Source organism: Brevundimonas sp. NPDC058933 (genome assembly GCF_049315965.1).
Classification (GTDB): Bacteria; Pseudomonadota; Alphaproteobacteria; order Caulobacterales; family Caulobacteraceae; genus Brevundimonas.
Window position 1 is genome coordinate 38,093 of record NZ_JBMOSL010000014.1, and the last position, 23,812, is coordinate 61,904.

The 23,812-nt window shown below is 65.5% G+C and carries 22 protein-coding genes; 11 read left to right on the forward strand and 11 right to left on the reverse strand.

Going from position 1 to position 23,812, the window contains the following annotated elements:
• Positions 1-58: 58 nt before the first annotated feature.
• The 6 genes from ACOZBP_RS16005 to rfbC all read right to left on the reverse strand — a co-directional run bounded on the left by ACOZBP_RS16005 (position 59) and on the right by rfbC (position 6,411).
• Entirely contained in the window at positions 59-2,020 is a 1,962-nt protein-coding gene (locus ACOZBP_RS16005) for a rhamnan synthesis F family protein (protein WP_422677319.1), read from the reverse strand.
• Positions 2,021-2,155: 135 nt separating this feature from the next.
• Entirely contained in the window at positions 2,156-3,046 is an 891-nt protein-coding gene (locus ACOZBP_RS16010; RefSeq protein WP_422677320.1) for a hypothetical protein, read from the reverse strand.
• Positions 3,043-3,756, reverse strand: coding sequence for an ABC transporter ATP-binding protein (locus tag ACOZBP_RS16015; protein ID WP_422677321.1), 714 nt, complete (start codon positions 3,754-3,756; stop codon positions 3,043-3,045). Before ACOZBP_RS16015 ends, ACOZBP_RS16010 begins: the two co-directional genes overlap by 4 nt.
• Positions 3,723-4,904, reverse strand: coding sequence for a chain-length determining protein (locus ACOZBP_RS16020; protein ID WP_422677322.1), 1,182 nt, complete (start codon positions 4,902-4,904; stop codon positions 3,723-3,725). Before ACOZBP_RS16020 ends, ACOZBP_RS16015 begins: the two co-directional genes overlap by 34 nt.
• A gap of 40 nt (positions 4,905-4,944) precedes the next feature.
• The gene (locus tag ACOZBP_RS16025; protein ID WP_422677323.1) at positions 4,945-5,721 is read right to left on the reverse strand and encodes an ABC transporter permease; all 777 of its coding nucleotides are present in this window, start codon (positions 5,719-5,721) and stop codon (positions 4,945-4,947) included.
• A gap of 117 nt (positions 5,722-5,838) precedes the next feature.
• Complete coding sequence (gene rfbC / locus ACOZBP_RS16030) at positions 5,839-6,411, reverse strand: dTDP-4-dehydrorhamnose 3,5-epimerase (protein ID WP_422677324.1); 573 nt, start codon at positions 6,409-6,411, stop codon at positions 5,839-5,841.
• Positions 6,412-6,614: 203 nt separating this feature from the next.
• On the opposite strand from rfbC, the gene rfbB reads away from it, so the two are divergent.
• From rfbB to rfbA, 3 genes are read left to right on the forward strand one after another with little or no spacing between them, the layout of a single operon-like run.
• Positions 6,615-7,673 carry a dTDP-glucose 4,6-dehydratase gene (gene rfbB, locus ACOZBP_RS16035; RefSeq protein ID WP_422677325.1) on the forward strand — a complete coding sequence of 353 codons (1,059 nt, stop codon included), beginning with the start codon at positions 6,615-6,617 and terminating at the stop codon, positions 7,671-7,673.
• The gene (rfbD, locus tag ACOZBP_RS16040) at positions 7,666-8,568 is read left to right on the forward strand and encodes a dTDP-4-dehydrorhamnose reductase (RefSeq protein WP_422677326.1); all 903 of its coding nucleotides are present in this window, start codon (positions 7,666-7,668) and stop codon (positions 8,566-8,568) included. Before rfbB ends, rfbD begins: the two co-directional genes overlap by 8 nt.
• Positions 8,565-9,437, forward strand: a complete 873-nt coding sequence (gene rfbA, locus ACOZBP_RS16045) for a glucose-1-phosphate thymidylyltransferase RfbA (RefSeq protein ID WP_422677327.1) — start codon at positions 8,565-8,567, stop codon at positions 9,435-9,437. The genes rfbD and rfbA overlap by 4 nt, the downstream gene beginning before the upstream one ends.
• A gap of 12 nt (positions 9,438-9,449) precedes the next feature.
• Here the strand turns inward: rfbA and putA are convergent, their stop codons facing one another.
• On the reverse strand, positions 9,450-12,566 hold the full coding sequence (gene putA / locus ACOZBP_RS16050) for a bifunctional proline dehydrogenase/L-glutamate gamma-semialdehyde dehydrogenase PutA (RefSeq protein ID WP_422677328.1): 3,117 nt from the start codon (positions 12,564-12,566) through the stop codon (positions 9,450-9,452).
• Positions 12,567-12,683: 117 nt separating this feature from the next.
• Here putA and ACOZBP_RS16055 point away from each other — a divergent pair, with 117 nt between their 5' ends.
• The gene (locus tag ACOZBP_RS16055; RefSeq protein ID WP_422677329.1) at positions 12,684-13,145 is read left to right on the forward strand and encodes an Lrp/AsnC ligand binding domain-containing protein; all 462 of its coding nucleotides are present in this window, start codon (positions 12,684-12,686) and stop codon (positions 13,143-13,145) included.
• 74 nt (positions 13,146-13,219) lie between these two features.
• Positions 13,220-14,305, forward strand: coding sequence for a glycosyltransferase family 4 protein (locus ACOZBP_RS16060; RefSeq protein ID WP_422677330.1), 1,086 nt, complete (start codon positions 13,220-13,222; stop codon positions 14,303-14,305).
• 86 nt (positions 14,306-14,391) lie between these two features.
• On the opposite strand, the gene ACOZBP_RS16065 is transcribed toward ACOZBP_RS16060, so the two are convergent.
• The 4 genes from ACOZBP_RS16065 to phnC form a co-directional block, all read right to left on the reverse strand.
• Positions 14,392-15,462 carry a substrate-binding domain-containing protein gene (locus ACOZBP_RS16065; protein WP_422677331.1) on the reverse strand — a complete coding sequence of 357 codons (1,071 nt, stop codon included), beginning with the start codon at positions 15,460-15,462 and terminating at the stop codon, positions 14,392-14,394.
• Positions 15,463-15,578: 116 nt separating this feature from the next.
• Positions 15,579-16,322, reverse strand: a complete 744-nt coding sequence (gene phnE / locus ACOZBP_RS16070) for a phosphonate ABC transporter, permease protein PhnE (RefSeq protein ID WP_422677342.1) — start codon at positions 16,320-16,322, stop codon at positions 15,579-15,581.
• A gap of 80 nt (positions 16,323-16,402) precedes the next feature.
• On the reverse strand, positions 16,403-17,410 hold the full coding sequence (phnD, locus tag ACOZBP_RS16075) for a phosphate/phosphite/phosphonate ABC transporter substrate-binding protein (RefSeq protein WP_422677332.1): 1,008 nt from the start codon (positions 17,408-17,410) through the stop codon (positions 16,403-16,405).
• Positions 17,407-18,204, reverse strand: coding sequence for a phosphonate ABC transporter ATP-binding protein (phnC, locus tag ACOZBP_RS16080; protein ID WP_422677333.1), 798 nt, complete (start codon positions 18,202-18,204; stop codon positions 17,407-17,409). The genes phnD and phnC overlap by 4 nt, the downstream gene beginning before the upstream one ends.
• 262 nt (positions 18,205-18,466) lie before the next feature.
• On the opposite strand from phnC, the gene ACOZBP_RS16085 reads away from it, so the two are divergent.
• The 6 genes from ACOZBP_RS16085 to ACOZBP_RS16110 all read left to right on the forward strand — a co-directional run bounded on the left by ACOZBP_RS16085 (position 18,467) and on the right by ACOZBP_RS16110 (position 23,690).
• Positions 18,467-19,729, forward strand: a complete 1,263-nt coding sequence (locus ACOZBP_RS16085; RefSeq protein WP_422677334.1) for a type III PLP-dependent enzyme — start codon at positions 18,467-18,469, stop codon at positions 19,727-19,729.
• Between the two features lie 116 nt (positions 19,730-19,845).
• Positions 19,846-20,898 (forward strand): 1,9-bis(guanidino)-5-aza-nonane synthase, encoded by a 1,053-nt coding sequence (locus ACOZBP_RS16090; protein ID WP_422677335.1) that lies wholly within the window; start codon positions 19,846-19,848, stop codon positions 20,896-20,898.
• A 109-nt stretch (positions 20,899-21,007) separates the two neighbouring features.
• A complete protein-coding gene (locus ACOZBP_RS16095) occupies positions 21,008-21,328 on the forward strand; it encodes a ribonuclease (protein ID WP_422677336.1) in 321 nt (106 codons plus the stop codon).
• Positions 21,329-21,334: 6 nt separating this feature from the next.
• Entirely contained in the window at positions 21,335-21,904 is a 570-nt protein-coding gene (locus ACOZBP_RS16100) for a hypothetical protein (RefSeq protein ID WP_422677337.1), read from the forward strand.
• On the forward strand, positions 21,904-22,719 hold the full coding sequence (locus ACOZBP_RS16105; RefSeq protein ID WP_422677338.1) for a phosphatase PAP2 family protein: 816 nt from the start codon (positions 21,904-21,906) through the stop codon (positions 22,717-22,719). The genes ACOZBP_RS16100 and ACOZBP_RS16105 overlap by 1 nt, the downstream gene beginning before the upstream one ends.
• Positions 22,719-23,690 (forward strand): right-handed parallel beta-helix repeat-containing protein, encoded by a 972-nt coding sequence (locus ACOZBP_RS16110; RefSeq protein WP_422677339.1) that lies wholly within the window; start codon positions 22,719-22,721, stop codon positions 23,688-23,690. Before ACOZBP_RS16105 ends, ACOZBP_RS16110 begins: the two co-directional genes overlap by 1 nt.
• The last annotated feature ends 122 nt before the right edge of the window (positions 23,691-23,812 follow it).

Consider the following 23,812-nt stretch of genomic DNA (forward strand, 5'->3'; position numbering starts at 1 on the left):
AGAACGCGCCTTGCGTTCAACTCCGCGGGATGAAAGGCGCGCGAATAAGGCGTCGCAATCACTTCGGCAGCCTCCGTCCCTGACGCCTCGCCCACCGCCAAATCCTCTTGACGCCGCCCTCCGAGCGATTGCCCTCCGTCGCCTGCGCCCACTGGCCGACCGCGGCGCGACGGAGCTCCGCCAGTTCCTCAGCCGTGCGATTGTAGAGCAGCATGAGCTCGCGGTTTTCCGCGACCGCCAACCGCGACGTCTCCTGACCGCTCTCCAGAACCCGCTTGTCGCCAAGCGCGACCTCCAGGGCGGCGTTGACCTCGGACAGCCGCGTCCGGGCGGCTTTCAGGGCGCGTTCCAGTTTATCGTTGGCGAGCAGTTGAGCCGCAATACGACGCTCGGTCTCCCTGTCCTTCTCCATCCGCATTTCAATGGACTGTGGAGCCATCCAGCTTGCAGCCGCCATCGCCTGGGCTGCATTGCTCGCGGAGATCAATCGCCAGGCAATCTTGCCCCGGGCGGCCAGCAAGGCCGGGATCAGGCGGTTGAATTGCTCGCCCACATCCAAAGCCCGGCGCTGACTGACGATGTCGTACGAGGACGCCAGGGCAAACGCCGCCTCGCCCCGGAGCCAGAAGGCCGAGTGGGGAGCATGGAGATTGCTCGCTCCGTCCAGATCGCGAAGGCTCAAATCGGCCCCCATGCGACGAATTTCAAACCTGTTTTTCGTCCAGAAGAGGTCTTCCCAGCCCTCGAGATAGAGGCTGGCGGGCGACATCACCATGTCGATCGAGGCGTCCTCGAACTGACGCGCGACGGCGTCAAGCACGCCGTCTCCGGCAACGAGATTGTTGACGTAGAACGAGAGGCGATTGTCGAGCCAAGCGTTTATCCGGCGTCCGCCCGTGAAATCGCCCAGTGACAGCACGAGATCGAAACGGCGGAAGTCGACCTCATCAGACCATGAGAACAAGGCAGCCGCGGTCGAGGCCGGCGCGCCGACACGCACCACCGCCGCATTTCCACCGACGGCCCGCTGGACCTCCTCTGCCATCTCGGCGGATGGAACCCGGACAAAGAGCGTCACCGTGCCTCGTGGGGTCAGGGCCGACAGGACGGGCGCCAAGCCCTCCAGCGCCGCCATATCGACCACGTTCAGGAACAGGCCCACAGCGCCCAGCGGCGCGATCTCGCTCGTGGCCTGCGGCGCAGCGACCGTCACCGTTTGCATGTTGGCGGCGAACGCCTCGGGAGACATGCTCCGAACCAGATGATCGACAATCAGTCGGGCGTCATAGTCCGTGTGCTTGCGAATATGCTCCAGGGTTCGTGCGGGATAGGGCGCCTCCCGGTGACGCAAGCTTTCCAGCGAGAAGGTGAAGGCTCGGTATTTGAGCGTCGGGCAGCCATCCGCCATCTGTTGGATCGGCGAGGCGATTGTGACATTGCCGAACTCGCCCCCCTCGGTCGGAAATGCCACGTCCCAGGAAAAACCCCTGGCGGCGAAGAAGGCCGTGAACGCCTTCTCGTGGTGCTCGATCGAGTCATCGATCGACATGATCGTTGGCATGGCGGCCCAGTAGTCGGCAAACGCCTGACTCCCGGTCAGTCGAGATCGCGCCGCAATGAAATAGGACTGGACGAAGTTCTGCTTCGCATCCTTGAAGTTCGTCACGCCCCAGAAATCGACGCCGGACGCGTCCATCCGGTCGAACATGGCGCCCAGGTCGCCCAGAGGCGCGTAAAAAGTATAGTTCAGTAGCACGAATTCGTCGTAGGCCGCGATGGCTTCGACGCCCAGACGATCAACGGCGTACTTGTAGCCGCCGACGTCAAAACCCGTGTTCTCGCGATACCAGACCTCGTCGGCGACAGCGGCCAGGGCGTCCTGCCCCTCCCTGTCGACCTGGCCGTTGACCACCACGATCAGGCTCTCGAAATAAGGACGAACCGCCGCCAGCGAAACCTTGACGTAATCTTCGACTGTTTCGCTCGGATCCCAAAATAGAAAGACGCCAAGCCGTCGCACGGGCACCGTCGTCCTCGGAGAAACGTCCTCACGCGATGCGTCAGGCGATAAGAGCTGTGCTGTTCCAGACGGCCTGGCCATTGGCGGAACTCCTTCAACCTGCTGTTTCAAATTGCTCGACCTCGGGAGACGGAATCAGCGCGCCAGATAAGCGACGTCGGCGTGCAAGAACTCGAAGGAGCCGACAAAATGCGCGGCCGCCGCCCAAACCCGCAACTGGGCCGCAACAGGCCTGTCCCAACGCTTTGTCAACTCAACTTCGTAAAGACCCGCCGCCTTGAGCTGAAGCTCCAGGTGCTCAAAATCATCCATGCCGCCCCACTCGAATCTCAGCGGAGATTCGCGATCTTCGGGGTCCAGGTGGAAGCGCAGCCGGATTCGCCACTCCCCCGCCGGCAGCGAAAACCGCGGGCCATGGAAAATAACCCGGGCGCGCCCCGTCAGATCGACTTCAGGAGGCGAGACCAGCGAGCGAGGCGTCGTTCGGAAGTTGAAGAGGTCCCAGGGCCAGTTCGTTTTGTGCCCGGGCTCCGGCCCTCTCGCAGAGGCTCCGCTGAACATATCGAGCGGCCCCGGATCGAGCGTCGCTACAGGCGGCCCCACCTCGATCGAATCATTGCCGACCACCCTGCCGATCAACGGCAGGTCCGCCTCCGCAGCCGCCCCCTCAACCAGGCAAGCGCCTTCCCGGACCAACGTGACGGCCGCCGCCAACCGCTCGGCCGCCACGGCATAGGCCTTGATCTTTTTACCGGGGTAAAGCGCCGCCACCGCCAGGCAGATTTCTTCCAATGGATCGCTGATGACCACGCAGGCGTCTAGCGACGGCGCCATGGCGAGGGCCTGTGCGCCGTCTCGTAAGAGGATGACCATGCTATGCTCAGGGCTGTCGTTCGTGGGAGGCACGTCCGCCCCCTTGACCACGCGCCAACCCTTCGCGCGAGCAGCGGCCTTCAGGCCGATACGCCAGCCGGACCCGTGCAATGACGGCATCTGCAAGACGCCCAGTCGCAACGCTTTGCTCACGCCGCCCTCAGCCATGTGTAGATGTCGATGGCCTCGTGAATGTCCGTGAACATCTTGGCGCGGCCACCCTCGATGATGAGCGCGCGGTCGCAAACGCGGCCCACTGTCCGCATGTCGTGAGACGCCATGACAAAGGCGCGCTGCGCGCGACGTTCAAAGAGTTCTTCGTTGCACTTGCGCTGAAAACGGGCGTCGCCGACGGCGACTAGTTCGTCGATCAGATAGCAGTCGAAATCGATAGCCAGGGAAAGGCCGAACGCCAGACGCGCTCTCATGCCCGAAGAATAATGCTTCACCGGCATCGTCATCTTTGAGCCCAGCTCTGCGAAGCCGTCGACCAGCCCCATCAGCTCCTTGAAGTCTCGCTCATAGATGCGGGCCAGGAAGCGCACATTGTCCACGCCCGTCAGACTGCCCTGAAAGGCGCCGCTGAAGCCGATCGGCCAAGAGTTGGTCATACGCCAGTTGACCCGTCCCTCGGTGGGCGCGAGCGCCCCGCCCAGGATCTTGATCATCGTCGACTTGCCCTGGCCGTTCCGCCCCAGGATCGCCAGACGATCAGACCGACCTACCGTGAAGTTGAGATTTCGGAAAAGCGGCGGCGCACTGGCAGATCGAGCATAGGTCTTGCCGAGATTGGAAACCTCGAGCCCAATGTCCTCCGTTGACAACGAGGTCAAAGTTGCCGGTGCTCCCTGAGGCCTGCCCACAAGAGGCCGCCCACGCCATACAGCAGCAGCATCGTGACCAGGACGGCCAAAACGCCGCGCCAACGCCGAGGTTCCGTCGCCTTGTCAGGAAGATTAGGACTTACCACCCGCTCAAGATAGAGCTTTTGGCGACGCGCAGAGTCCCGTGCGGCGTCCAGCGCCGTGCTGGCGGCGGTGAGCGCGCGATCGGCCAGTGTGCGTTCGAGCATTAGCGCTTCGTATCCACTGACCTTGGTGGCCAGGGAATCGGCGTTGCCCGCCACCTTGGCCCTCTCGATGGAGAGTTGCTGCTCATAGGCGCGAATCCGGGCGTCAAGGGCAGGCAACTGCGGGCTTTGCGGCGCCTGGCTCGCGAGCAGCGCTCGGTCGGCGCGCAGGCTCGCCAAGGTGCCCTGCAACTCAGCTAGGAAGGCCGCCCCTTCCTTGGCCGACGCTTCCGGATCAAGCATGCTTTCGCGATTGCGATAAGTGGTCAGGCGCTGCTGGATAGCGCCCAGGCGCGCCTCGGCCTCCATCACGCTGCGCTCCGCATCCTCCACGTCCTGGGCGGCAGAGCGTGCGTTCAGCCGGTTGACCAGGGTTTCACCACCGTCAAGAAGTGCACTGGCGACAGCCTGAGCGTCACGCGGCGTGAAGGCCTGCACCCGCAAGGTGCTGATGCCGGTCGTCGTGTCGTAACCGACCGTCACGCGACGCTGAAACGCCTTGTAGAGGTCTTCCTGGGTTGCGCCCTGCCCGGGCGCCGGGAAACGAGAAAAAGCATCAACGCCGGATCGCGACAGAATGGCCCTCACGTCGAGATGCGGCTGAAGCGCGGTGAGCGCGTCGCGCGAACGGATGTACTCATGGACGACGAAGGAATCTGTCGAATTGGTCGACAGACCTACCCCCTGCAACGCGACGCCAAGGCTGGACGGCTGCTGCTTGGACGCGCTCTGGACGACGAAGTGCGCTTCCGACACGTATCGCGGCGAGGCGATGAACAGGAAGTAGATCGCCGCTAGCAAGGTGGGCAACAAGACCACAACGCCGAAGGCGATGACTGTGGGCTTCAGGAAGAACGGGCCCGATCCGGCGCGCGCCTGCTCGCCTTGGGCCGGCCCGCCCAAAGCCGCCCGACCCAGAAACGTAACGCGAGAGTCGCTCATTCAGTAGTTTCCTCGCCCATGGCTCAGGCGCGTCTGAGGTTTAGTCGGCATCAATATGTTCCTTGGCTCTCGAAATCATGATCAAGCCCAGGACGGCAAGCAGCCCACCCCAGAACAGGGGATAGAGCGGGTCGTAGTGAGTTTCAACAAACTCGCCGAAAATGGCTGCGCGCATCATCTCAACGGTGTGAGGAATGGGGACGGCGAGGTAAATTTCGCGGTACTTGGCAGGAAGCCAAGCCGCCATGGTGAAGGCGCCGGAGAACGGCAAAACCGCATACATGAGCACCGGGACAATACGTTCTACGACATCAAATTCCATGGCGAGCGCACTGACCACGAGGGCGATGCCGATCGATAGGATGAAGAGCGATATCCAGCCGTAGTAAAGCAGCAGGGGGTCAATCGGCCAGGTCACCTGACCAAAAGCCATCAACACCGCGTAGACGATCAGGAAGGCTAGCGTCGTTCCGCCGAGTTCCAGAAAGAACCGCGCCAAGTAGACGTGCAATATTTTGATTTTCTGGTGAAAAAGAAGGCCCAGGTTCCCTGAAATCGCTCCCATGGAATAGCTCACCATGTGCCGGAACATGATCAACGCCATGTAGCCCGTCATGACGAAGGGAGCGAGACGAATGCCGTGCTGATAAGGTGCCTTGATGAACGACCACAGGAGGATAACCGCACCTGTGAACAGCAGCGGCTCGCCGATTAGCCACAGAAAGCCCAGCCCGCGGCGGCCGTAGCGCGTGATGATCTCCCGCAACATCAGGGAGATCACGATCGTCGCGTTTTGGGAAATCGTTTTGAACATCATAACCTTGCCGCTTTCACGCCGCCGAAACCCGCGTCATTGCAGGCGAACGCGCCAAGGCTGTTTTGGCTCTCGACCCTAGACGCTGCCCGCGCCATCCAACAACGATGGTGCAGCCGATCAGACTGCAAGCGGAAGAAGCGGCCGCCCGTCGTAGGCGAAATCAACATCAAGCTCATCCAGGGTGGGAAGGACGGCATCCTTGTCCGACAGCACCGCCCCGCTCGCCGGAAGAGGCCATTCGATGGCGAGCTTCGGATCGTTCCAGCGCACGCCGCCATCGCAGTCCGGTGCGTAGACGTCCGTCACCTTGTAAGCGATCTCGACGTCCGGCTCGAGCGTGGCGAAGGCGTGCCCGAAGCCCACGGGAATATACAACTGCTCGCCGCCGTCAGCGCTGAGCCTGACCGAAACCCACCGTCCGAAGGTCGGCGACTGGCGCCGGAGATCGACGGCGTAATCGATCAAGGACCCGCGCACGCACCGCACGAGTTTAGCTTGAGCGTGGGGAGAGCGCTGAAAGTGAATACCCCGGACGGTGCCCGTCTGTCGCGAGAAAGACTGGTTATCCTGAACAAAGGTCTCATTCACTCCGAACTTCGCCATCGACGCCTGCGAATAGGTTTCAGAAAACCAACCGCGCGCGTCTTCAAAGCGACGGGGCGTCAGCAGGAATACGGGCGATTCAGTCATGAATTGAGGTCTCGTTCAGTAGCGCCCAAGAGCGCTACGGCCTGGCATGATCAGCTTCCTTCTAGGGTTGCGCGCGGACGGCGGCAAGGCGTCGACGTGACATTGAGCCACTAGGCAGTTGCAGAGCGGCCGATCTTTGCCCAGAATCAGTGTGAGGCTGATCGTCCTTTCCTGACAAGCGATCGTCCAAATTGCGAGTTTTCATGAGAATTCTGGTCACCGGCGGCGCCGGTTTCATCGGCTCAGCGTTAGTGCGGCGATTGATTGAACACACCGATCATGAGGTGCTGGTCTTCGACAAACTGACCTACGCGGGTCTGCTCAGCTCGCTGGAACCCGCCGCCGGCAGCAACCGCTACACCTTCGTCCAAGCTGACATCTGCGACGCCGAGATGGTCGCTCGAACCCTGCAGGAGTTTCAGCCGGACGTCGTCGCCCATCTAGCTGCGGAAAGCCATGTAGATCGTTCGATCGACGGGCCGGGCGAGTTTGTGCAGACCAATCTCGTTGGCACGTTCGTCATGCTGAACCAGGCGCTGGGATATTGGCGCAACCTTCCCGAAGCCCGGAAGGCGGCCTTCCGCTTCCACCACATTTCGACGGACGAGGTGTTCGGCTCGCTGGGCGAGGAAGGCTTCTTCACCGAGACGACGCCTTACGATCCTCGCTCGCCCTACTCGGCGTCGAAGGCAGGCTCGGACCATCTGGTGCGCGCCTGGGGTCACACCTACGGCCTGCCGGTGCTGGTGACCAACTGCTCGAATAACTATGGTCCGTATCATTTCCCGGAAAAGCTGATCCCCCTGATCATCATCCGGGCCCTGAACGGCGAACCCCTGCCCGTCTACGGCGATGGGAGCAACGTGCGGGACTGGCTTTTTGTGGATGACCATGCGCGCGCGCTTCAGGCGGTCTTCGAAAAGGGCCAGCCGGGTCAGACTTACAATGTCGGCGGGAATGCCGAGCAGAAAAACATCGATGTCGTGACAGCGATCTGCACAATCCTGGACCAGCTCCGCCCGCGCGACGACGGCCAGGCCTACGCCAACCAGATCACCTACGTCGCCGACCGCCCGGGCCACGATCAGCGCTACGCCATCGACGCTTCCAAGATCGGCGCGGATCTGGACTGGACACCCTCGGTGACCTTCGAAGAGGGTATTGCCCGGACCGTGCGCTGGTATCTGGAAAACCAGGCCTGGTGGCAAGATATTCTGGATGCTCGCTACGCGACCCAGCGTCTGGGCGTGGCCAATGGCTGATCCGATTCACATCCTGGTGACAGGCGGCGCGGGTCAGGTCGGACTGGAGCTCGCCGCCGCCGGATGGCCAGAGGACGTCGTCCTGCACACGCCCTCGCGCGATGATCTGGATCTGGCGAACATCGAGTCGGTCAGGGCGGCGTTCGCCCGAACGACCTTCGCCGCCGTCATCAACTCCGGCGCCTACACCGCCGTGGACAGGGCGGAAACGGATGTCGCCGCAGCCTTCGCTGCGAACGCCATGGGCCCGGCCGTCCTGGCCGAGGTGACGCGCGAGGCCAGCGTGCCGCTGGTGCAGGTCTCGACCGACTATGTGTTCGACGGCTCGGGAGAAGGCTTCTATGTCGAAGAGGATTCCGTCGGCCCGCTCGGCGTGTACGGCGCCTCCAAGCTGGCCGGCGAACTGGCGGTCCGCAGCGGCAACCCCCGTTCGGTGGTGCTGCGCACGGCCTGGGTGCTGAGCGTCCATCGCACCAACTTCCTCAAGACCATGCTCCGCCTCGCCGCGGACCGGCCCGCCCTAAGGGTCGTTGAAGATCAGTTTGGCTGCCCGACGTCGGCCCGGGACATCGCGGCCGCGCTAAAGACCATCACCCTGCGGATGATCGACGACGACCGGGCGCCTGTCGGCGTCTTCCACTTCGTCAACGCCGGCGAAACCAGCTGGGCGGGGCTGGCGCGCGAAATTTTCGCGACCAGCGCCGTAGCCGGCGGCCCGTCAGCCGCCGTCGAGGGCATCCCGACCGCTGACTATCCGACGCCGGCCCGACGACCGGCCAATTCCCGTCTGATGACGACCAAGCTGACTCGCGACTATGGCGTGGTCCCTCGCGCCTGGCAGGACGCCGTCGCGGAGATCGTCGCCGAACTCAATGCCGAAAGGACCCTCGCATGAAGGGCATCATTCTCGCCGGAGGATCGGGCACGCGCCTGCACCCCATGACGCTTGTCACCTCCAAGCAGTTGATGCCCGTCTACGACAAGCCGATGATCTACTATCCGCTGTCGACCCTGATGCTGGCAGGCGTCCGCGAGGTGCTGATCATCTCCACTCCGCGCGACACGCCCAATTTCCAGGCCTTGCTCGGCGACGGATCCCAATGGGGCATGGAAATCCAGTATGCGGTCCAGCCTAGCCCCGATGGCCTGGCCCAAGCATACATCATCGGCGCCGACTTCGTTGGAAACAGTCCCTCCGCCCTGATCCTGGGCGATAACATCTATTACGGCCACGGCATCACCGAACTCTTCACCAGCGCCATGCGGCGCCAAGAAGGTGCGACAGTGTTCGCCTATCACGTCCATGACCCCGAACGGTACGGCGTGGTCGAGTTCGACGCAGAAATGCACGCGCTTTCTATCGAAGAGAAGCCGTCGGCGCCCAAGTCCCACTGGGCTGTGACCGGCCTCTACTTCTATGACAGCGACGTCATCGACATCGCGCGCGATTTGAAGCCGTCGCCACGCGGCGAGTTGGAGATCACCGACGTCAACCGAGTCTATCTCGAGCGCGGCAAGCTGTCGGTCGAGATCATGGGGCGTGGCTACGCCTGGCTGGACACAGGCACGCCCGACAGCCTGGTCGAAGCCGCAGAGTTTGTCCGCGTCCTTGAAAAACGTCAGGGCTTCAAGATCGCCTGCCCCGAAGAAATCGCCTTCTCAAAAGGCTTCATCGACGCCGCCCAACTTGAGATCCTGGCCCAAGCGCTCGGCAAGAGCGCCTATGGTCAATATCTTCGCAGCGTGTTGCGGAGCGCGCTCTAGGCGCGCCCCCTTCTACAGATTCAGCAGCGCCGGATCCCCGCCCTGGGCCGCGATGTTGACGCTGATGGCCTTCTCCGCTGCATAACGGATCAGGCTGTTGGGGCCGCCGGCTTTCGGGCCGGTGCCGCTAAGGCCTTCGCCGCCGAAGGGCTGAACGCCGACGACGGCGCCGATGATCGAGCGGTTCACATAGACATTGCCGGCCGGGACCAGGCGCACGACCTCGTCGGCGAAGGCCTCGATGCGGCTGTGGACGCCCAGCGTCAGGCCATAGCCGCGCGCGGCCAGCTTGGCGGCGACCGACTTCAGGTCCTTCGAGTCATAGCGATAGACGTGCAGGATCGGGCCGAAGACCTCGCGCTCGAGGAAGTCCGGGGTCGGGATCTCGGCAATGGTCGGGGCGAACAGGTCGCCCTTTTCCGAACCCGGAGCCAGTTCGGCGCGGGCGACGATCTTGGCTTCCTTGGACAGGCGTTCGACGTGGGCTTCGAGATTGGCGCGGCTCTCGGCGTCGATCACGGGGCCGATGTCGGTCGTCGGGCCGGTCGGGTCGCCGATCACCTGGGTCGCCAGCGCGCCCTTCAGGCCCTCGATCAGGGCGTCGGCGGCTTCCCTGGGCGCATAGAGGATGCGCAGGGCCGAGCAGCGCTGACCGGCCGAGCCAAAGGCCGACAGGATGACGTCGTCGATGACCTGTTCCTTCAGCGCCGTGGTGTCCACGAACATGGCGTTCAGGCCGCCGGTCTCGGCGATGAAGGGGATGATGGCGCCGGCGCGCGCGGCCAGGCCGCGGTTGATGGCGGAGGCGGTATCGGTGCCGCCGGTGAAGGCCACGCCGTCGATGCCCGGATGGGCAGTCAGGGCCGCGCCGACGATCTCGCCGCGACCGGGCACGAGAGCCAGCAGGTCGGGGTTCAGACCGGCCTTGTAGAAGAGGCGGACGGCCTCTGCGGCGATCAGCGGGGTCTGCTCGGCGGGCTTGGCCACCACGGCGTTGCCGGCGGCCAGCGCAGCCGCGATCTGGCCGGTGAAGATGGCCAGGGGGAAGTTCCACGGGCTGATGGCGGCGAAGACGCCGCGGCCATGCAGGACCAGTTGGTTGGTCTCGCCGGTGGGGCCCTTCAGGGTCTGGGCGCCGCCGAAGTCGCGCTCGGCCAGCAGGGCGTAGTAGCGGCAGAAGTCGGCGGCTTCGCGCACCTCGGCCACGCCGTCGTTCAGCGTCTTGCCCGCTTCACGCGACAGCAGGGCGACCAGACGGTCCATGTCGGCTTCCAGGGCGTCGGCCATGGCGCGCAGGATCGGAGCGCGGCCGGCGCCGCCGATGCGGTCCCAGGCGACCTGAGCGTTAGCAGCGGCCATGACGGCGGCGTCCACGTCCTCGACCGAGGCTTCCGAGACGTGGCCCAGAACCTGCGAACGGTCGAAGGGATTGGTCACGTCCTGCGGGTTCACGCCGGCCTTCAGCTTGCCGCCGATGATGGGGCCGGACGTCAGCTTCTCGCTGTCGACGCGCTCCAAGGCCTTGGCGTGGCGTTCACGGTCGGCGGCCTGCGAATAGTCGCGGCCGAGGGAGTTCTGACGATCGCCGTAGATGTTCATGGGAACCGGAATCCTGGGGTGGCGGTCGGGCTGGGCCTCGACGGCGGTGATGGGGTCGGCGGCGACGGCGGTCGCCGGAACGCGCTCGTCCAGCAGGGCGTGGACGAAGGAGGAGTTGGCGCCGTTTTCCAGCAGGCGGCGCACCAGATAGGGCAGCAGTTCTTCGTGGCCACCGACGGGGGCGTAGGCGCGGACGATGACCTGCTCGTCGGCCCAGGCCTCGTGCGCGGCGTCATACAGGGCCTCGCCCATGCCGTGCAGGCGCTGGTGCTCGATGACCACGTTGCGGTCTCTAGCCATGCGACGCACCGCAGCCAGGGTATGGGCGTTGTGGGTGGCGAACTGGGCGTAGACGTAGGGCGAAGCCTCGATCAGGGCCCTGGCGCAGACCAGAAAGTTGAGGTCGGTCGCGGGCTTGGTGGTGAAGACCGGATAGTCGGTGCGGCCCATGACCTGGGCGCGCTTGATCTCGGTGTCCCAATAGGCGCCCTTGACCAGACGCACCATCAGGCGACGGCCCGAGGACCTGGCCAGGTCGGCCAGCTTCTGCACCGTCTCCGTCGTGCGCTTCTGATAGGCCTGAACGGCCAGACCCAGACCCTTCCAGTCGCCCAGGGCCGGCTCGCGGGCCAGCCGCTCCAGCAGCTTCAGCGACAGGGCCAGACGGTCGGCCTCTTCGGCGTCGATGGTGTAGTTGATGTCGTACTTGGCGGCGATCAGGGCCAGACGCAGGATGCGGGGATAGAGCTCTTCCCACACGCGCTCTTCCTGCGTCGCCTCATAGCGCGGCGACAGGGCCGACAGCTTGACCGAAACGCCGTGGCCGGCTTCGGGGCCCTGCCCCTCGCTGGTCTTGCCCACTGCCTCGATGGCGTCGGCGTAGATCTTCTCATAGCGCTCGGCGTCGGCGGTCGTGCGAGCGCCCTCGCCCAGCATGTCGAAGCTGCACAGCCAGCCTTCGCGGTCCGAGCGCTTCAGCGCGCCCTCGATGGTGCGGCCGACCACGAACTGCTCGCCCATGATCTTGACGGCGGTGGCCACGGCCTGGCGGATGACCGGCTCGCCCAGACGCCCGGCGATCCGCTTGAGGAAGCCCGAGAGGTCGGTCTTCGCCTCATCATCGACATCGACCAGCTTGCCGGTCAGCATCAGGCCCCAGGTCGAGGCGTTGACGAACAGGCTGTCGGACTGACCCATGTGCGAGGCCCAGTCGGCGGAGCCGATCTTCTCGGCGATCAGGCGGTCGCGGGTGTCGGCGTCGGGCGTGCGCAGCAGGGCCTCCGCCAGGCACATCAGGGCCAGACCCTCGCGGGTGCCCAGCGAGAACTCTTGCAGGAAGCTCTCGACCACGCCCTGCTTCTTCTGGCTGAGGCGAGCGTGATCCACCAGGGCGACGGCGTCGCGGAAGACGTCGGCGCGCTCGGCCGTCGTCAGGCCGGGGTTGGCGAGAAGTTCAGCCACCACGGCGCGTTCGTCGCGAAACTTGTTCCGGTCCAGATCGTCCCAGTGCTTGAGGTCGGTCGGCGTCATCATCTCACCCTGGGATCAAGCCCTTCGATTTCCGGCATATATGGCGGACTTGGCCGAATGTGCACTGTATGATGACCGTCTGAACCAGCGATCCTTCGGCCATAAGGCTCATCCACCATGCAAACTCTGGACGACACAGACCGGCGTCTGCTGCGCGTGCTGCAGACCGACGGCCGGATCTCCAACGCGGAACTGGCGCGAAGGTGCAATCTGTCGCCCGCCGCCTGCTTCGAGCGGGTCAAGCGGCTGAAGGACAAGAAGGTCATCACCGGCTACGCGGCCCTGATCGACCCGGCCTCGGCCGGGCGGGCGCTTCTGATCTTCATCGAGGTGCAACTGGACCGGACCACGGGCGACGTCTTCGACGCCTTCGCCCAGGCCGTACGGCATCAAGCCGAAGTGCTGGAATGCCACATGGTCGCCGGCGGCTTCGATTATCTGATCAAGGCGCGGGTGGCCGACATGGACGCCTATCGCGTCTTCCTCGGCGACATCCTGGTGCGAATGCCCGGCGTGCGCGAGACGCGAACCTATGCCGTTCTCGAAGAGGTGAAATCGACGACGGTCCTGCCGCTGTAAACCCGTCTCGCCTTCGTCATGCGAAGCGGCTAGAACTTCCGGCTCAGCGAAACGGCCCGGGCCCACTCGACTTCATGCGCATTGTTCTGGTCACTGACGCCTGGGAGCCTCAGGTCAACGGCGTCGTCCGCACCCTGACCCGCACCGTGGCCGAATGCCGCGCCATGGGCCATGAGGTCGAGGTCATCGAACCCAGCCAGTTCAAGACCATACCCTGCCCGACCTATCCTGAGATTCGCCTCGCCCTGGGCGCGGAAGAAGAGATTCGCGAACGCCTGCGCGCCTTCGAACCCGAGGCCGTTCATATCGCCACCGAAGGCCCGCTGGGCATCGCCACGCGGCGTATCTGCGTGGAGTGGAAGCTGCCATTCACGACCAGCTATCACACCAAGTTCCCCGAATATGTCTCGGCCCGTTTCCCGATCCCGGTTCAGGTCGGCTACGCCTACATGAAGTGGTTCCACAAGCCGTCCGGCCGGCTGATGGTGGCGACGCCGACCCTGCGCGACGAACTGGTCGAGCACGGCTTCCGCAATGTCTCGCCGTGGACGCGCGGCGTGGACACCGACCTGTTCCGCCCCGACCTTGAGCCCATCTACAAGGAGATGGGCGGCGACGCCTGGCCCCGGCCCTTCTTCCTCAACGTCGGCCGCGTGGCCGTCGAGAAGAACATCGAGACCTTCCTTGAGCTGGACCTGCCAGGGACCAAGATCGTGGTCGGCGACGGGCCGGCTCGCGCCGAGTTGGAAGATAAGTATCCCGAAGCCAAGTTCCTGGGCGCCCGCTTCGGCGACGAACTGGCCCGCTGCTTCGCCGACGCCGACGTCTTCGTCTTCCCCAGCTGGACCGACACCTTCGGCCTGGTGATCCTGGAAGCCATGGGCGCCGGAACGCCTGTCGCCGCCTATCCGGCGCACGGGCCCATCGACATCATTCCCGGCTCGAACGCCGGGGCTATCGACGACGACCTGAAGACCGCCTGCCTGAAATGTCTGGAACTGGATCGCAAGGACGTGCGCGCCTACGCCGAGAAGTTCAGCTGGCGGGCCTCAGCCGAGCAGTTCGTCGAGAACCTGCAGCCCTACCCCGACCCCGCCCGTGGCCGCTTTTGGCGCCGCCTGCGTCGCATAGCCCGACTAAGGCGCAAGGCGGCCGCCTAGGCTTCATCACCACCCAGGTTCCCGACAGCAAGACGCCCCGGACGGTCATCGTCCGGGGCGTCTGCCTATCAACCTTGGCCGAACCCTTAGTTCGGGCGGGCCATCGAGGTCATGGCGGCGGCCTTGGCGCGTTCGGCGGTCAACTGGTCGACCGGCAGCGGCACCAGGCCGCGGTCCTGCAGGTAGCCGCCGCGCGCGGCGGAGCCCTCGGACATGAACTCCTGGACGAACTGCTCCAGGCCCGGCGTCACGCCGATGTGGGCCTTCTTGACGTAGATGTAGAGGCTCCGAGCCAGGGGATAGGTGCCGTCGGCGATGGTGTCGGCCGAGGGGGCGACGCCGTCGATGGTCTCGGCCTTCACCGTGTCCATGTTCTGCTCCAGGAAGGAGAAGCCGAACACGCCCAGCGAGCCCGGCGTACGGGTCAGGGTCTGGACGATGGCGTTGTCGTTCTCGCCCGAATCGACCCAGGCGCCGTCTTCACGCAGGGTATGGGTCAGGGTTTCGAAGCGGGTCTTGTCGCCCTTCAGCGCGGCCACGGCCGGGACCAGTTCGCCGCCGGGGGCCATGCCCAGTTCCAGGAAGGCGTCGCGCGTGCCCGAGGTGGGCGGCGGGCCGTAGACCTGGATACGCTGGTTCGGCAGGCTCTTGTTGACCTGGTTCCAGGTCGTGGCCGGGTTGGCGACGAAGGTTCCGTTCGGGCCAGGGACTTCCTTGGCGAGACCTTCGTAAAGGTCGTTCAGCTCGAAGTTGAAGCTGTTGCCGGTGCGGGCGGTGGCGATGACGATGCCGTCGAAGCCGATCTTGATCTCGACGATGTCGGTGACGCCGTTGGCGACGCAGCGGTCGAACTCGCCCTGCTTCATCGGACGCGAGGCGTTGGCGATGTCAGGAGTCGAGGGGCCGATGCCGGCGCAGAAGGCCTGGATGCCGCCGCCGGTGCCGAGCGATTCAACGCGCGGCGCCGAACCGCCCGAGGTGCGGGCGAAGTTCTCGGCCACACGGGTGGCGAAGGGGAAGACAGTCGAGGAGCCGGCGGCCCAGATGCCGGCGCGAGCCTTCTGGCTGCCGGGAGCGGCGCCGCCTTCGTTGTTGCCGCAGGCGGCCAACGCCATCAGGGCGGCGGCGCAGGCGGTGAGTTTCAGGGAACGGATCATGGCCGGACCTCTCCAAGTCGTCAGTATGCGACGCTTTAGAGCAGCGGAGTGTGACGGTCCGGCCAGACCTTTGTGACAGTCAGAGCAAACCTTGCGGTCGCTGCGCCAAACGCCCGCTACAGCAGGCGCTTGCGCATGACCTGGGACAGGCTGTCGATCAGGGTCACGGCGATGACCACGATGATGACGATGGCCGAGACCGCGCGGAAGTTGAAGGCGTTCATGCTGTCGAACAGCACCTGCCCGATACCGCCTGCCCCGATCAGACCCAGGACCGTGGCTGAGCGGCTGTTCGATTCGAAGCGATAGAGGGCGAACGAGGTCCATAGCGGGGCGACCTGCGGGATGACCCCCCAGACGATCTCGTGCAGCTTGGACGCGCCGGTGGCGCGCACGCCTTCGACCGGACCCTTGTCGATCGACTCGACGGCTTCCGAAAACAGCTTGGCCAGAACACCGGCCGTGTTCAGCGTAATGGCCAGGACGCCGGCCAGGGGGCCGAGGCCCACGGCGGTGACGAACAGCAGGCCGATGACCAGATCGGGCACGGAGCGCAGCAGGTTCATGAGCCAGCGCACCGGGGTCACCACCCAGGCCGGGGCCATGTTGCGGGCCGCGGCCAGACCCAGGGGAATGCCGAACAGCACCGCCAGGAAGGTGCCCCACAGGGCGATCTGAACCGTCTCCCACATCTTGCCGACGAACATCTTCCACTCGGAAAAGTCCGGACGCAGCAGGTCGTGGACGAACAGGCGGGTGCTGTCGTTGCCCGAGAACAGGCGCGAGATGTTGCCCAGGTCGACGGCGTCGATGCTGTAGAGCAGGACGGCGATCACGCCGCCCCAGACGAGGATGTCCATCGCCCAGGAGACGGCGGACTTTTGCGGCGCCGCGGGGACGGCCGCAGTTGCCGAAGAGGGCGGCGTCAGCGGAGCAGAGGTCAAGGCTGGACCTCACGCAGGCTGCGGAGACGTTGAAGCTCGGCGGCGGCGGCGGCGGCGCCCGCCTTGTCGCCCTTGGCTTCGGCGTCGCCGCGCTTCTGGTCGGCGATCATTTCGCGGATCGGATTCAGGTAGCTGTCGTCGGCGGCGGCGAAGCGCGAATATTCCAGACCGGCCAGAACCTTGCGCTGACGCTCGGCTTCAGGACCTTCGCCCTGGCCATAGGTCAGGAAGAAGCTGCGAATCTTTTCCTTCAGCGCAGGATCCAGGTCTTCACGCACGACGATGCCGCTTTCAGGGACCGGCGGCGAAATCCAGATCTCTTCGATCTGATCGGCCAGTTGCGGGTTTTCGCGGCGGATGAAGACAGTGTTGACGCTGTTAGAGGTCGCCACGTCGATCACGCCTGTGGCCACGCCAAAGGCGTTGGCCTGGTGATTGGCCGAGCGCACCGTCTTGAAGCACTGTGACGGCACGACGCCGCGCGCATTGAACAGGAAGGTCATCGGCGCAAGGGTGCCGGACGTCGACTGGGCGTCTCCGATGCCGAAATTGTACTGCTTGCCGCAGGCCATCACCTTGTCCAGCGTGATGCCCGAACCCTTCTTGACGATGAGGGTCGACTGGTAGGAATCCAGTCCTTCACGGTTCACCGTGCGGGCGATGACTTCGGCGTTGGCGCGATCAATGGCCTCGACCTCGGGCTTGGCCGAGAACCAGCCGACCTGGGTGTGATTGCCGCGCATGGCCTCGACCAGGACGGTGTAGTTCGAGCCGAAATAGGGCTTCACCGGCACGCCGATCGCCTTGGACATGTCGTCCAGCAATGGCTGCCACAGGGGGCCCGACGAAGCCTGCCCCTCGGCAGACAGGATGGAGAAGGTGATCTCGGCGGGAACGCCGCCGGCCTTGGTCTCTTCGCCCTTGCCGCAGGCCGCGAGGCCCAGGGTCAGTGCTGCGACAGCGGCGACGCCCAGAAGGCGGCGGGTAATGGCGGTGCGGGTCATGCCTTGGCTTCCCAGAACGCGTCCTCGTACTCGGGACCGTAGATTTCAATCAGGCGCTTGGAGTCGAGACCGGTCGAGGGGCCGTCATAGACCACCTTGCCCTTCTGAAGGGCGATGACGCGGTTGCAGTAGCGGATGGCGTAGTCGACCTGGTGCAGGGTGACGATCACGCCCATGCCGTCGCGCTTGTTCAACTCCACCAGCAGTTCCATGACCTTGCGGGCCGAAACGGGGTCCAGCGAAGCGACGGGCTCGTCAGCCAGGATGGCTTGCGCGCCCTGGACGATGGCGCGGGCGATGGCGCCGCGCTGCTGCTGGCCGCCCGACAGGGTGTTTGCGCGCTGTGCGGCGTATTCCGAGACGCCGACGCGGTGCAAGGCCGCCATGGCGCCTTCCTTGTCAGCCTTGGGCCAGACGCCGAAAACGCCGCGCCAACCCGCCAGACGCCCCAAGGCGCCCAGCATGACATTGGAGAAGAGAGACAGACGCCCCACCAGATTGAACTGCTGGAAGATCATGCCGAGCTTGCCGCGCGCCCGGCGCACGGAGCCCGTGATGCGGCCGTTCTGCTGAACGGTCTCGCCGAACACCTGGATCGTTCCCTTGCCGGGATCGATCGGATGCAGCCCGGTGATGGAGCGCAGCAGGGTGGACTTGCCCGATCCAGAGGGACCGATCAGGGCGACCATCTCGCCGGCGGCCACTTCGACGGACACGCCGTCGAGCGCCTTTCGGGCTCCGTAGGTCTTCGACACATCCCGTACGGACGCGACGGCGGCGGTTGAAGGATTCATGAACCCGTGGGTGGCGGTTGCAACAGGGGGCGCCGCATGACGCGCCACGCGCGTTTCGACAAGTCTTAATGGCATGCCTGCGTCGTTTTCGTCCAGTGCGCGAGGCCTTTACGCCCGTTCCCCTGTGGATCAGGTCATGAAATTACCGCTTTACATGACGGTTCAGCATCCCTACATCGCGCGTTCCGGCGGACCCCGTGGTCTAACCGTTAAGCGCTGCTAACGCCGGTCTGGGTTAACAATTAGCAGGGGGTTACGTGAATTGCGCACGTACCAACTTCCCCTGGACCTGGTCCGTGAGCGGTCCCCTGAACGTCCCGTCGCCCTCGTGCGACCGCGTTCGGTTTCCGTAGCGGCGCGCTGGTTCCAGGATAATCTAAAAGCCGACGTCTTCTATGCAGTGAAGGCCAACCCTTCGCGCTGGGTCATCGAGACCCTGGTGGAGGAAGGCGTCAACGCCTTCGACGTGGCGTCTCTGGCCGAGATCGAGCTGGTCCGCTCGGTCAGCCCGGATGCGCGTCTGGCCTTTATGCACCCGGTCAAGAGCCGCGGCGCCATCCGTGCGGCCTACGCCGACCACGGCGTGCGCACCTTCGTGCTCGACAGCCATGACGAGTTGCAGAAGATCATCGACGCCACCGACGGCGCCGACGACCTGAACCTCGTTGTACGCATGGGCGTGTCGGCGGACGGCGCGGCCTATTCCCTGTCGGGCAAGTTCGGCGTCACGCCGGACGCAGCCCCCGCCCTGCTGCTGGCTGTGCGCCAGGCCGTGCAGAACGGTCTGATGGGTGTCAGCTTCCACGTGGGTTCGCAGTGCATGCGGCCCTCGGCCTATGAAGCGGCGATGTCGCAGGTCGGCCGCGCCATCAAGAAGGCGGGCGTCTTCGTCGACATCGTCGATGTCGGCGGCGGTTTCCCTTCGGTCTACCCGGGCATGGTTCCGCCGGACCTGAGCGAATACGCCGACGCCATCCATCGCGGCTTCAACGAGATGCCGGTGTCGGAAACGACCGAGCTGTGGTGCGAACCCGGCCGGGCGCTGGTGGCTGAGTCGTCATCGGTGCTGTGCCGCGTGGACCTGCGCAAGGGCGACGCCCTGTATCTGAACGACGGATCCTACGGCTCGCTGTTCGACGCCACCCACTCGCGCTGGCCCTTCCCGACCAAGCTGGTCCGGGACGCCGAAGCCGCGTCGGAGCTGAAGCCCTTCCGCTTCTACGGTCCGACCTGCGACAGCATCGACCATATGCCAGGCCCGTTCTGGCTGCCGGCCGATGTGCAGGAAGGCGATTTCATCGAGATCGGCATGCTGGGCGCCTATGGCGTGGCCATGACGACGGGCTTCAACGGCTATGGCGAACACGAGATCGCCGTGGTCGAGGACGCGCCCATGGGCTCGATGTACGGCCTCGCGCCGCGCTCGATCCCGACGGTCCGCACCTCGGCCGAGGAAGCTGCGCGCAAGATCGTTCGCCTGTCGCGCCCCAAGGGCAAGGCCGGCGTGCGCAAGCGCAAGCGCTGATCGACTGACCCAAAACCGTCTTCGGACGTTGGTATGATTGCAGCGGCCCGTCGCTCCGTCCGGGCCGCTGCTTTTTCTTGACGACGGGCGCTCAAATCCAAGGGTTACCCTCCGAAATGAACGCTCCCGCCCAAAGCAACACCAAGGCGCAACTGCTCCAGAACGTCGTCGAGCATGTCGACATCACCAGCTTTGACGCCCGCCCGATCATCGACAGCATGCGCAAGATGAGCTTCAGCTCGCGCGACACCGCCCGCGCCGCCGACATCTTCTCCATGGCCATCGAGGACAAGGACTGCTCGCCCTGGCTGATCCTGGCCGGCTCCACCTCGGCGGGCGGCTGCATGCATGTTTATCGGGACATGGTGAAGTTCGGCATGGTGGACGCCATCGTCGCCACCGGCGCCTCGATTGTGGACATGGATTTCTTCGAAGCCCTGGGCTTCAAGCACTACCAGGCCGCCGGCGAGGTGGACGACAACGTCCTGCGCGACAACTACATCGACCGGATCTACGACACCTATATCGACGAGGAAGAGCTCCAGGCCTGCGACCACACCATCCTGGAAATCGCCAACCGGCTGGAGCCGCGCGGCTATTCCAGCCGCGAGTTCATCTGGGAGATGGGCAAGTGGCTGTCCGAGGGCAACGCCAAGAAGCCCGGCTCGCTGATCCAGACCGCCTATGAAGAAGGCGTGCCGATCTTCTGCCCGGCCTTCGTCGACAGCTCCGCCGGATTCGGCCTGGTCAAGCACCAGAAGGAGCGCGCCGCCGCCGGCCTGCCCTATCTGATGCTGGACGCCATCGCCGACTTCCGCGAACTGACCGACATCAAGATCGCCGCCGGCGTGACGGGCCTGTTCATGGTCGGGGGCGGCGTGCCGAAGAACTTCGCCCAGGACACCGTCGTCTGCGCCGAGATCCTGGGCGTGGAAGCCGAGATGCACCGTTATGCGGTCCAGATCACGGTCGCCGACGTCCGCGACGGCGCCTGTTCCTCTTCGACGCTGAAAGAGGCCGCCTCCTGGGGCAAGGTCCAGACCACCCACGAACAAATGGTCTTCGCCGAGGCCACGACTGTCGTGCCGCTGATCGGCTCGGACGCCTATCACCGGGGCGCCTGGAAGACCCGCGAGAAGCGCCGCTGGAACAAGCTCTTCGGGAAGTAGAAATCAATCCGATTGCGGATCATGGGCCGACGGAGCAATCCCTCGGCCCTTTTCTTGACGGAACCATCGCCCGGTCCCCCCGCGTTGTTGCTGCAACAAGGAGATGATGATGACCGACCCCAAGACAGAAACCGAAGAAGCCCGTGAAGCTGCGGCCATGGGCGAGAAGCCTGACCTGGGCCACACCGAGGATGCGCTGAAAAAGGCGCTGGATGGTTCCGACATGGGTTCGGACACCCGCGCCGGATCACTACGGGGTGGCTCGGCGTCAGGCTCGGATATTGATCCGGACCAGGACGTCATCAACGAGGCTCTGGCCGCCGAAGGGCGCCGGTCCAGGGATGAGGGGTCCAAACCGGCGGGCGGTCCGGCCGAAGCCCGCAAGTCGACAGGCCAGCCCGGCGACGATGTTGACGCTCCCACCGGGTGAAGCGCCTTGCTGCGGCCGCACGGATGCGCCACGGTGCTGATCAAGTTCAACAGTCTCAAGGACGTAGGCGGGATGAAGCGTAGCGTGGCAGCCGTCGCCGTGGCGTTCACGGTGGGTCTTGCTGGGTGCGATGGACGCAGCGAGGCTGCGCCGGAGGCCAGCCCGCCGCCCGTGGTCGAAACCGCCCCTGTCGAAGCATCCCCGCCCAGCGACGCGGCCGTCGCCCCTATGGCTGACGTCGGCCCTGACGCTACGGCTATCGAAGGAGCCCCGGTTTTCGCCGTTCTCTATCCCGGCGCTCAGGCCGACGGCCCCGCCACCGTCGCCTCTGGTCCGACCGGTCCGGGCGGCCTGATAACCTTCACGACCGACGCCACGCCCGACACGGTCATCGCCTTCTATCGCCAACGCGCCGAGGCCGCCGGTCTGGCGCCCGTCATGGCCATGAACCAGGGCGAGGCCCGCGCCTATGGCGCCGCCGCTCGCAAGGATAGCGGCGCCACCTTGCAGGTCGTGGCCGCGCCCGATGAAGGCGGTCTGACCTCGGTCCAATTGACCTGGAGCGCCGGGGTCTGATGCGCCAGGCGACCGCTGGCCTGATCGCTGCCGGCGCCCTGCTGTCGGCCTGCGCTGGAACGCCGGCCGCCCTGCGGCCCCAGGCCGTTCACGTCGCCACGCCGGAAACCAAGGGCTATCTCAGCGGGCCGCGGATCCAGGCCCTGGCCGACGCCGTGCCGCCGCCGCCTGTAGCCGGCTCTCCGACCGACCTGGCCGACAAGGCGCGCTCCGCCCGGTTCAAGACGTTGGAAGACAGCGACCGCTGGCTTCTGGCCACCGCCCACGCCGAACTGCGCCCGCCGCTGGCCTTGCAACACTTCGACTGCACCCTCGGCGTCCGCCTCGGCTCTGCGACGACGCCGAACCTGAACCGGCTGATGCAGCGGCTGTTCCATGATTCCGACGCCGCCGCCGAACTGGCCAAGGCGCGCGGCTTTCGCCCCCGCCCGGTTGGCGACGACCCCGAGCGCCGCCCCTGCCAGCGTGTCAGCGAGGCGGGCCGCAAGAGCGCCTCCTACCCCTCGGGCAGTTCGACGGTCGCGACTGTCTACGGCGAGGCCTTCGCCGCCCTGGAGCCGCAGCGCGCGACCGAGGCGCGCCGCACCGCCCATGAGATGGGTCTTAGCCGTCTGGTCTGCGGCATGCACTATCCCAGCGATGTCGCCGCCGGCGAGACGCTGGGCAAGGCGGTGTTCGACGCCGCGTCCGACGCTCCAGGCTTCGAGGCTGATCTCGCCGCCGCCCGCACCGAGTTGGCCGCCGCGCGCGCGACGGGCCTGACCAACCCGGGCTGCGCCTCCGAGCGCGTCGCCCTGGCCACGCCGCTGCCCTGATGACGGCGCTGCTGGCGGCCCTGTGGCTGACTGCCGCGCCTGACGCCTGGGCCCTGCCCGCCGCCCGTCCCTGCACCGCCGCCGAGCTGCGCGACCTCACCGCCGAGGCCGAGACGCCCTACCGCCTGACCTGCCGCGCCGTACTGACGCCGGGCCAGACCATCCGCCGCCCCCTGCTGATCGAGGGCGCCGAGGCCTCCGGCGCCGGGCTGGACTGCCAGGGCGGCGCGGTCGGGCGAGCAGGCGTCGCGACCACCACGCGTCGGCCAACCATCGCCATCTGGTCGCGCCGCGTCTCGGCGTCGCACTGGAGCCGTCCGACCGACATCCGCATCGAGAACTGCGTCATCCACGGCGCCGTGCGCGTCTGGGGCATGGGGGCGGACGGGCGCTATGACGACCTGCGCGCCTCGTCACGCACGGCCGACCACGTTGCGACGGCGCAAGGGGCGGCGCCTACTCATATCGCGCTGGAGCGGGTGACCATCGTCGGGACCGGCTCCATCCCCCTCTATGTCGGGCCGGGCGTGACACGGCTCAGCCTGACGAACTCGACGCTGACGGGCCGCAGCGACGCGACCGCCCTCTATCTCGACGCCGAGAGCGCCGCCAACCGGATCGAGAACAACGCCATCGCCGTGGCGGCCCAGCGCGAAGCCGTCGCGGTCGACGGCTCGGCTCGCAACCGGATCACCGGCAACCGCTTCACGCTCGGCGGACGCGGCGGGGTCTTCCTCTATCGCAACTGCGGCGAACGCGGCGTGATCAGGCATCAGACGCCGTCGGACAATCAGATCACGGACAATGTCTTCAGCGGCGCCGCGCGGCTGCGCCCCCAACTGGTCGTGGTCGGTTCGCGTGAGGGCCGCCGCGCCTATTGCGGCGCGGATCGCGGCTATCCCTGGGGCAGCAGCGCCGACGACGGCGACGGCGCCACGAACAATGTCGTGGCGCGGAACCTTCGTCAGTAGGCTGCGATCCTCCCCTGCGCAGCGGGGGAGGGGGACCATGCGCAGCATGGTGGAGGGGGCGGAAACGGCGGTGCGTGTGGCGGGGGGGGGGGGCGCGCCAGCGCCGCCCGCCCCCCCCCCCA

Coding starts and splice junctions, on each gene's coding strand:
- ACOZBP_RS16090 (WP_422677335.1), top strand. CDS start 19,846: ATGAACGCTCCCGCCCAAAGCAACACCAAGGCGCAACTGCTCCAGAAC.
- rfbC (WP_422677324.1), bottom strand. CDS start 6,411: ATGACTGAATCGCCCGTATTCCTGCTGACGCCCCGTCGCTTTGAAGAC.
- ACOZBP_RS16020 (WP_422677322.1), bottom strand. CDS start 4,904: ATGAGCGACTCTCGCGTTACGTTTCTGGGTCGGGCGGCTTTGGGCGGG.
- phnE (WP_422677342.1), bottom strand. CDS start 16,322: ATGGACATCCTCGTCTGGGGCGGCGTGATCGCCGTCCTGCTCTACAGC.
- phnD (WP_422677332.1), bottom strand. CDS start 17,410: ATGACCCGCACCGCCATTACCCGCCGCCTTCTGGGCGTCGCCGCTGTC.
- ACOZBP_RS16025 (WP_422677323.1), bottom strand. CDS start 5,721: ATGATGTTCAAAACGATTTCCCAAAACGCGACGATCGTGATCTCCCTG.
- ACOZBP_RS16065 (WP_422677331.1), bottom strand. CDS start 15,462: ATGATCCGTTCCCTGAAACTCACCGCCTGCGCCGCCGCCCTGATGGCG.
- ACOZBP_RS16060 (WP_422677330.1), top strand. CDS start 13,220: ATGCGCATTGTTCTGGTCACTGACGCCTGGGAGCCTCAGGTCAACGGC.
- ACOZBP_RS16095 (WP_422677336.1), top strand. CDS start 21,008: ATGACCGACCCCAAGACAGAAACCGAAGAAGCCCGTGAAGCTGCGGCC.
- phnC (WP_422677333.1), bottom strand. CDS start 18,204: ATGAATCCTTCAACCGCCGCCGTCGCGTCCGTACGGGATGTGTCGAAG.
- ACOZBP_RS16110 (WP_422677339.1), top strand. CDS start 22,719: ATGACGGCGCTGCTGGCGGCCCTGTGGCTGACTGCCGCGCCTGACGCC.
- rfbA (WP_422677327.1), top strand. CDS start 8,565: ATGAAGGGCATCATTCTCGCCGGAGGATCGGGCACGCGCCTGCACCCC.
- rfbD (WP_422677326.1), top strand. CDS start 7,666: ATGGCTGATCCGATTCACATCCTGGTGACAGGCGGCGCGGGTCAGGTC.
- ACOZBP_RS16105 (WP_422677338.1), top strand. CDS start 21,904: ATGCGCCAGGCGACCGCTGGCCTGATCGCTGCCGGCGCCCTGCTGTCG.
- ACOZBP_RS16055 (WP_422677329.1), top strand. CDS start 12,684: ATGCAAACTCTGGACGACACAGACCGGCGTCTGCTGCGCGTGCTGCAG.
- putA (WP_422677328.1), bottom strand. CDS start 12,566: ATGACGCCGACCGACCTCAAGCACTGGGACGATCTGGACCGGAACAAG.
- rfbB (WP_422677325.1), top strand. CDS start 6,615: ATGAGAATTCTGGTCACCGGCGGCGCCGGTTTCATCGGCTCAGCGTTA.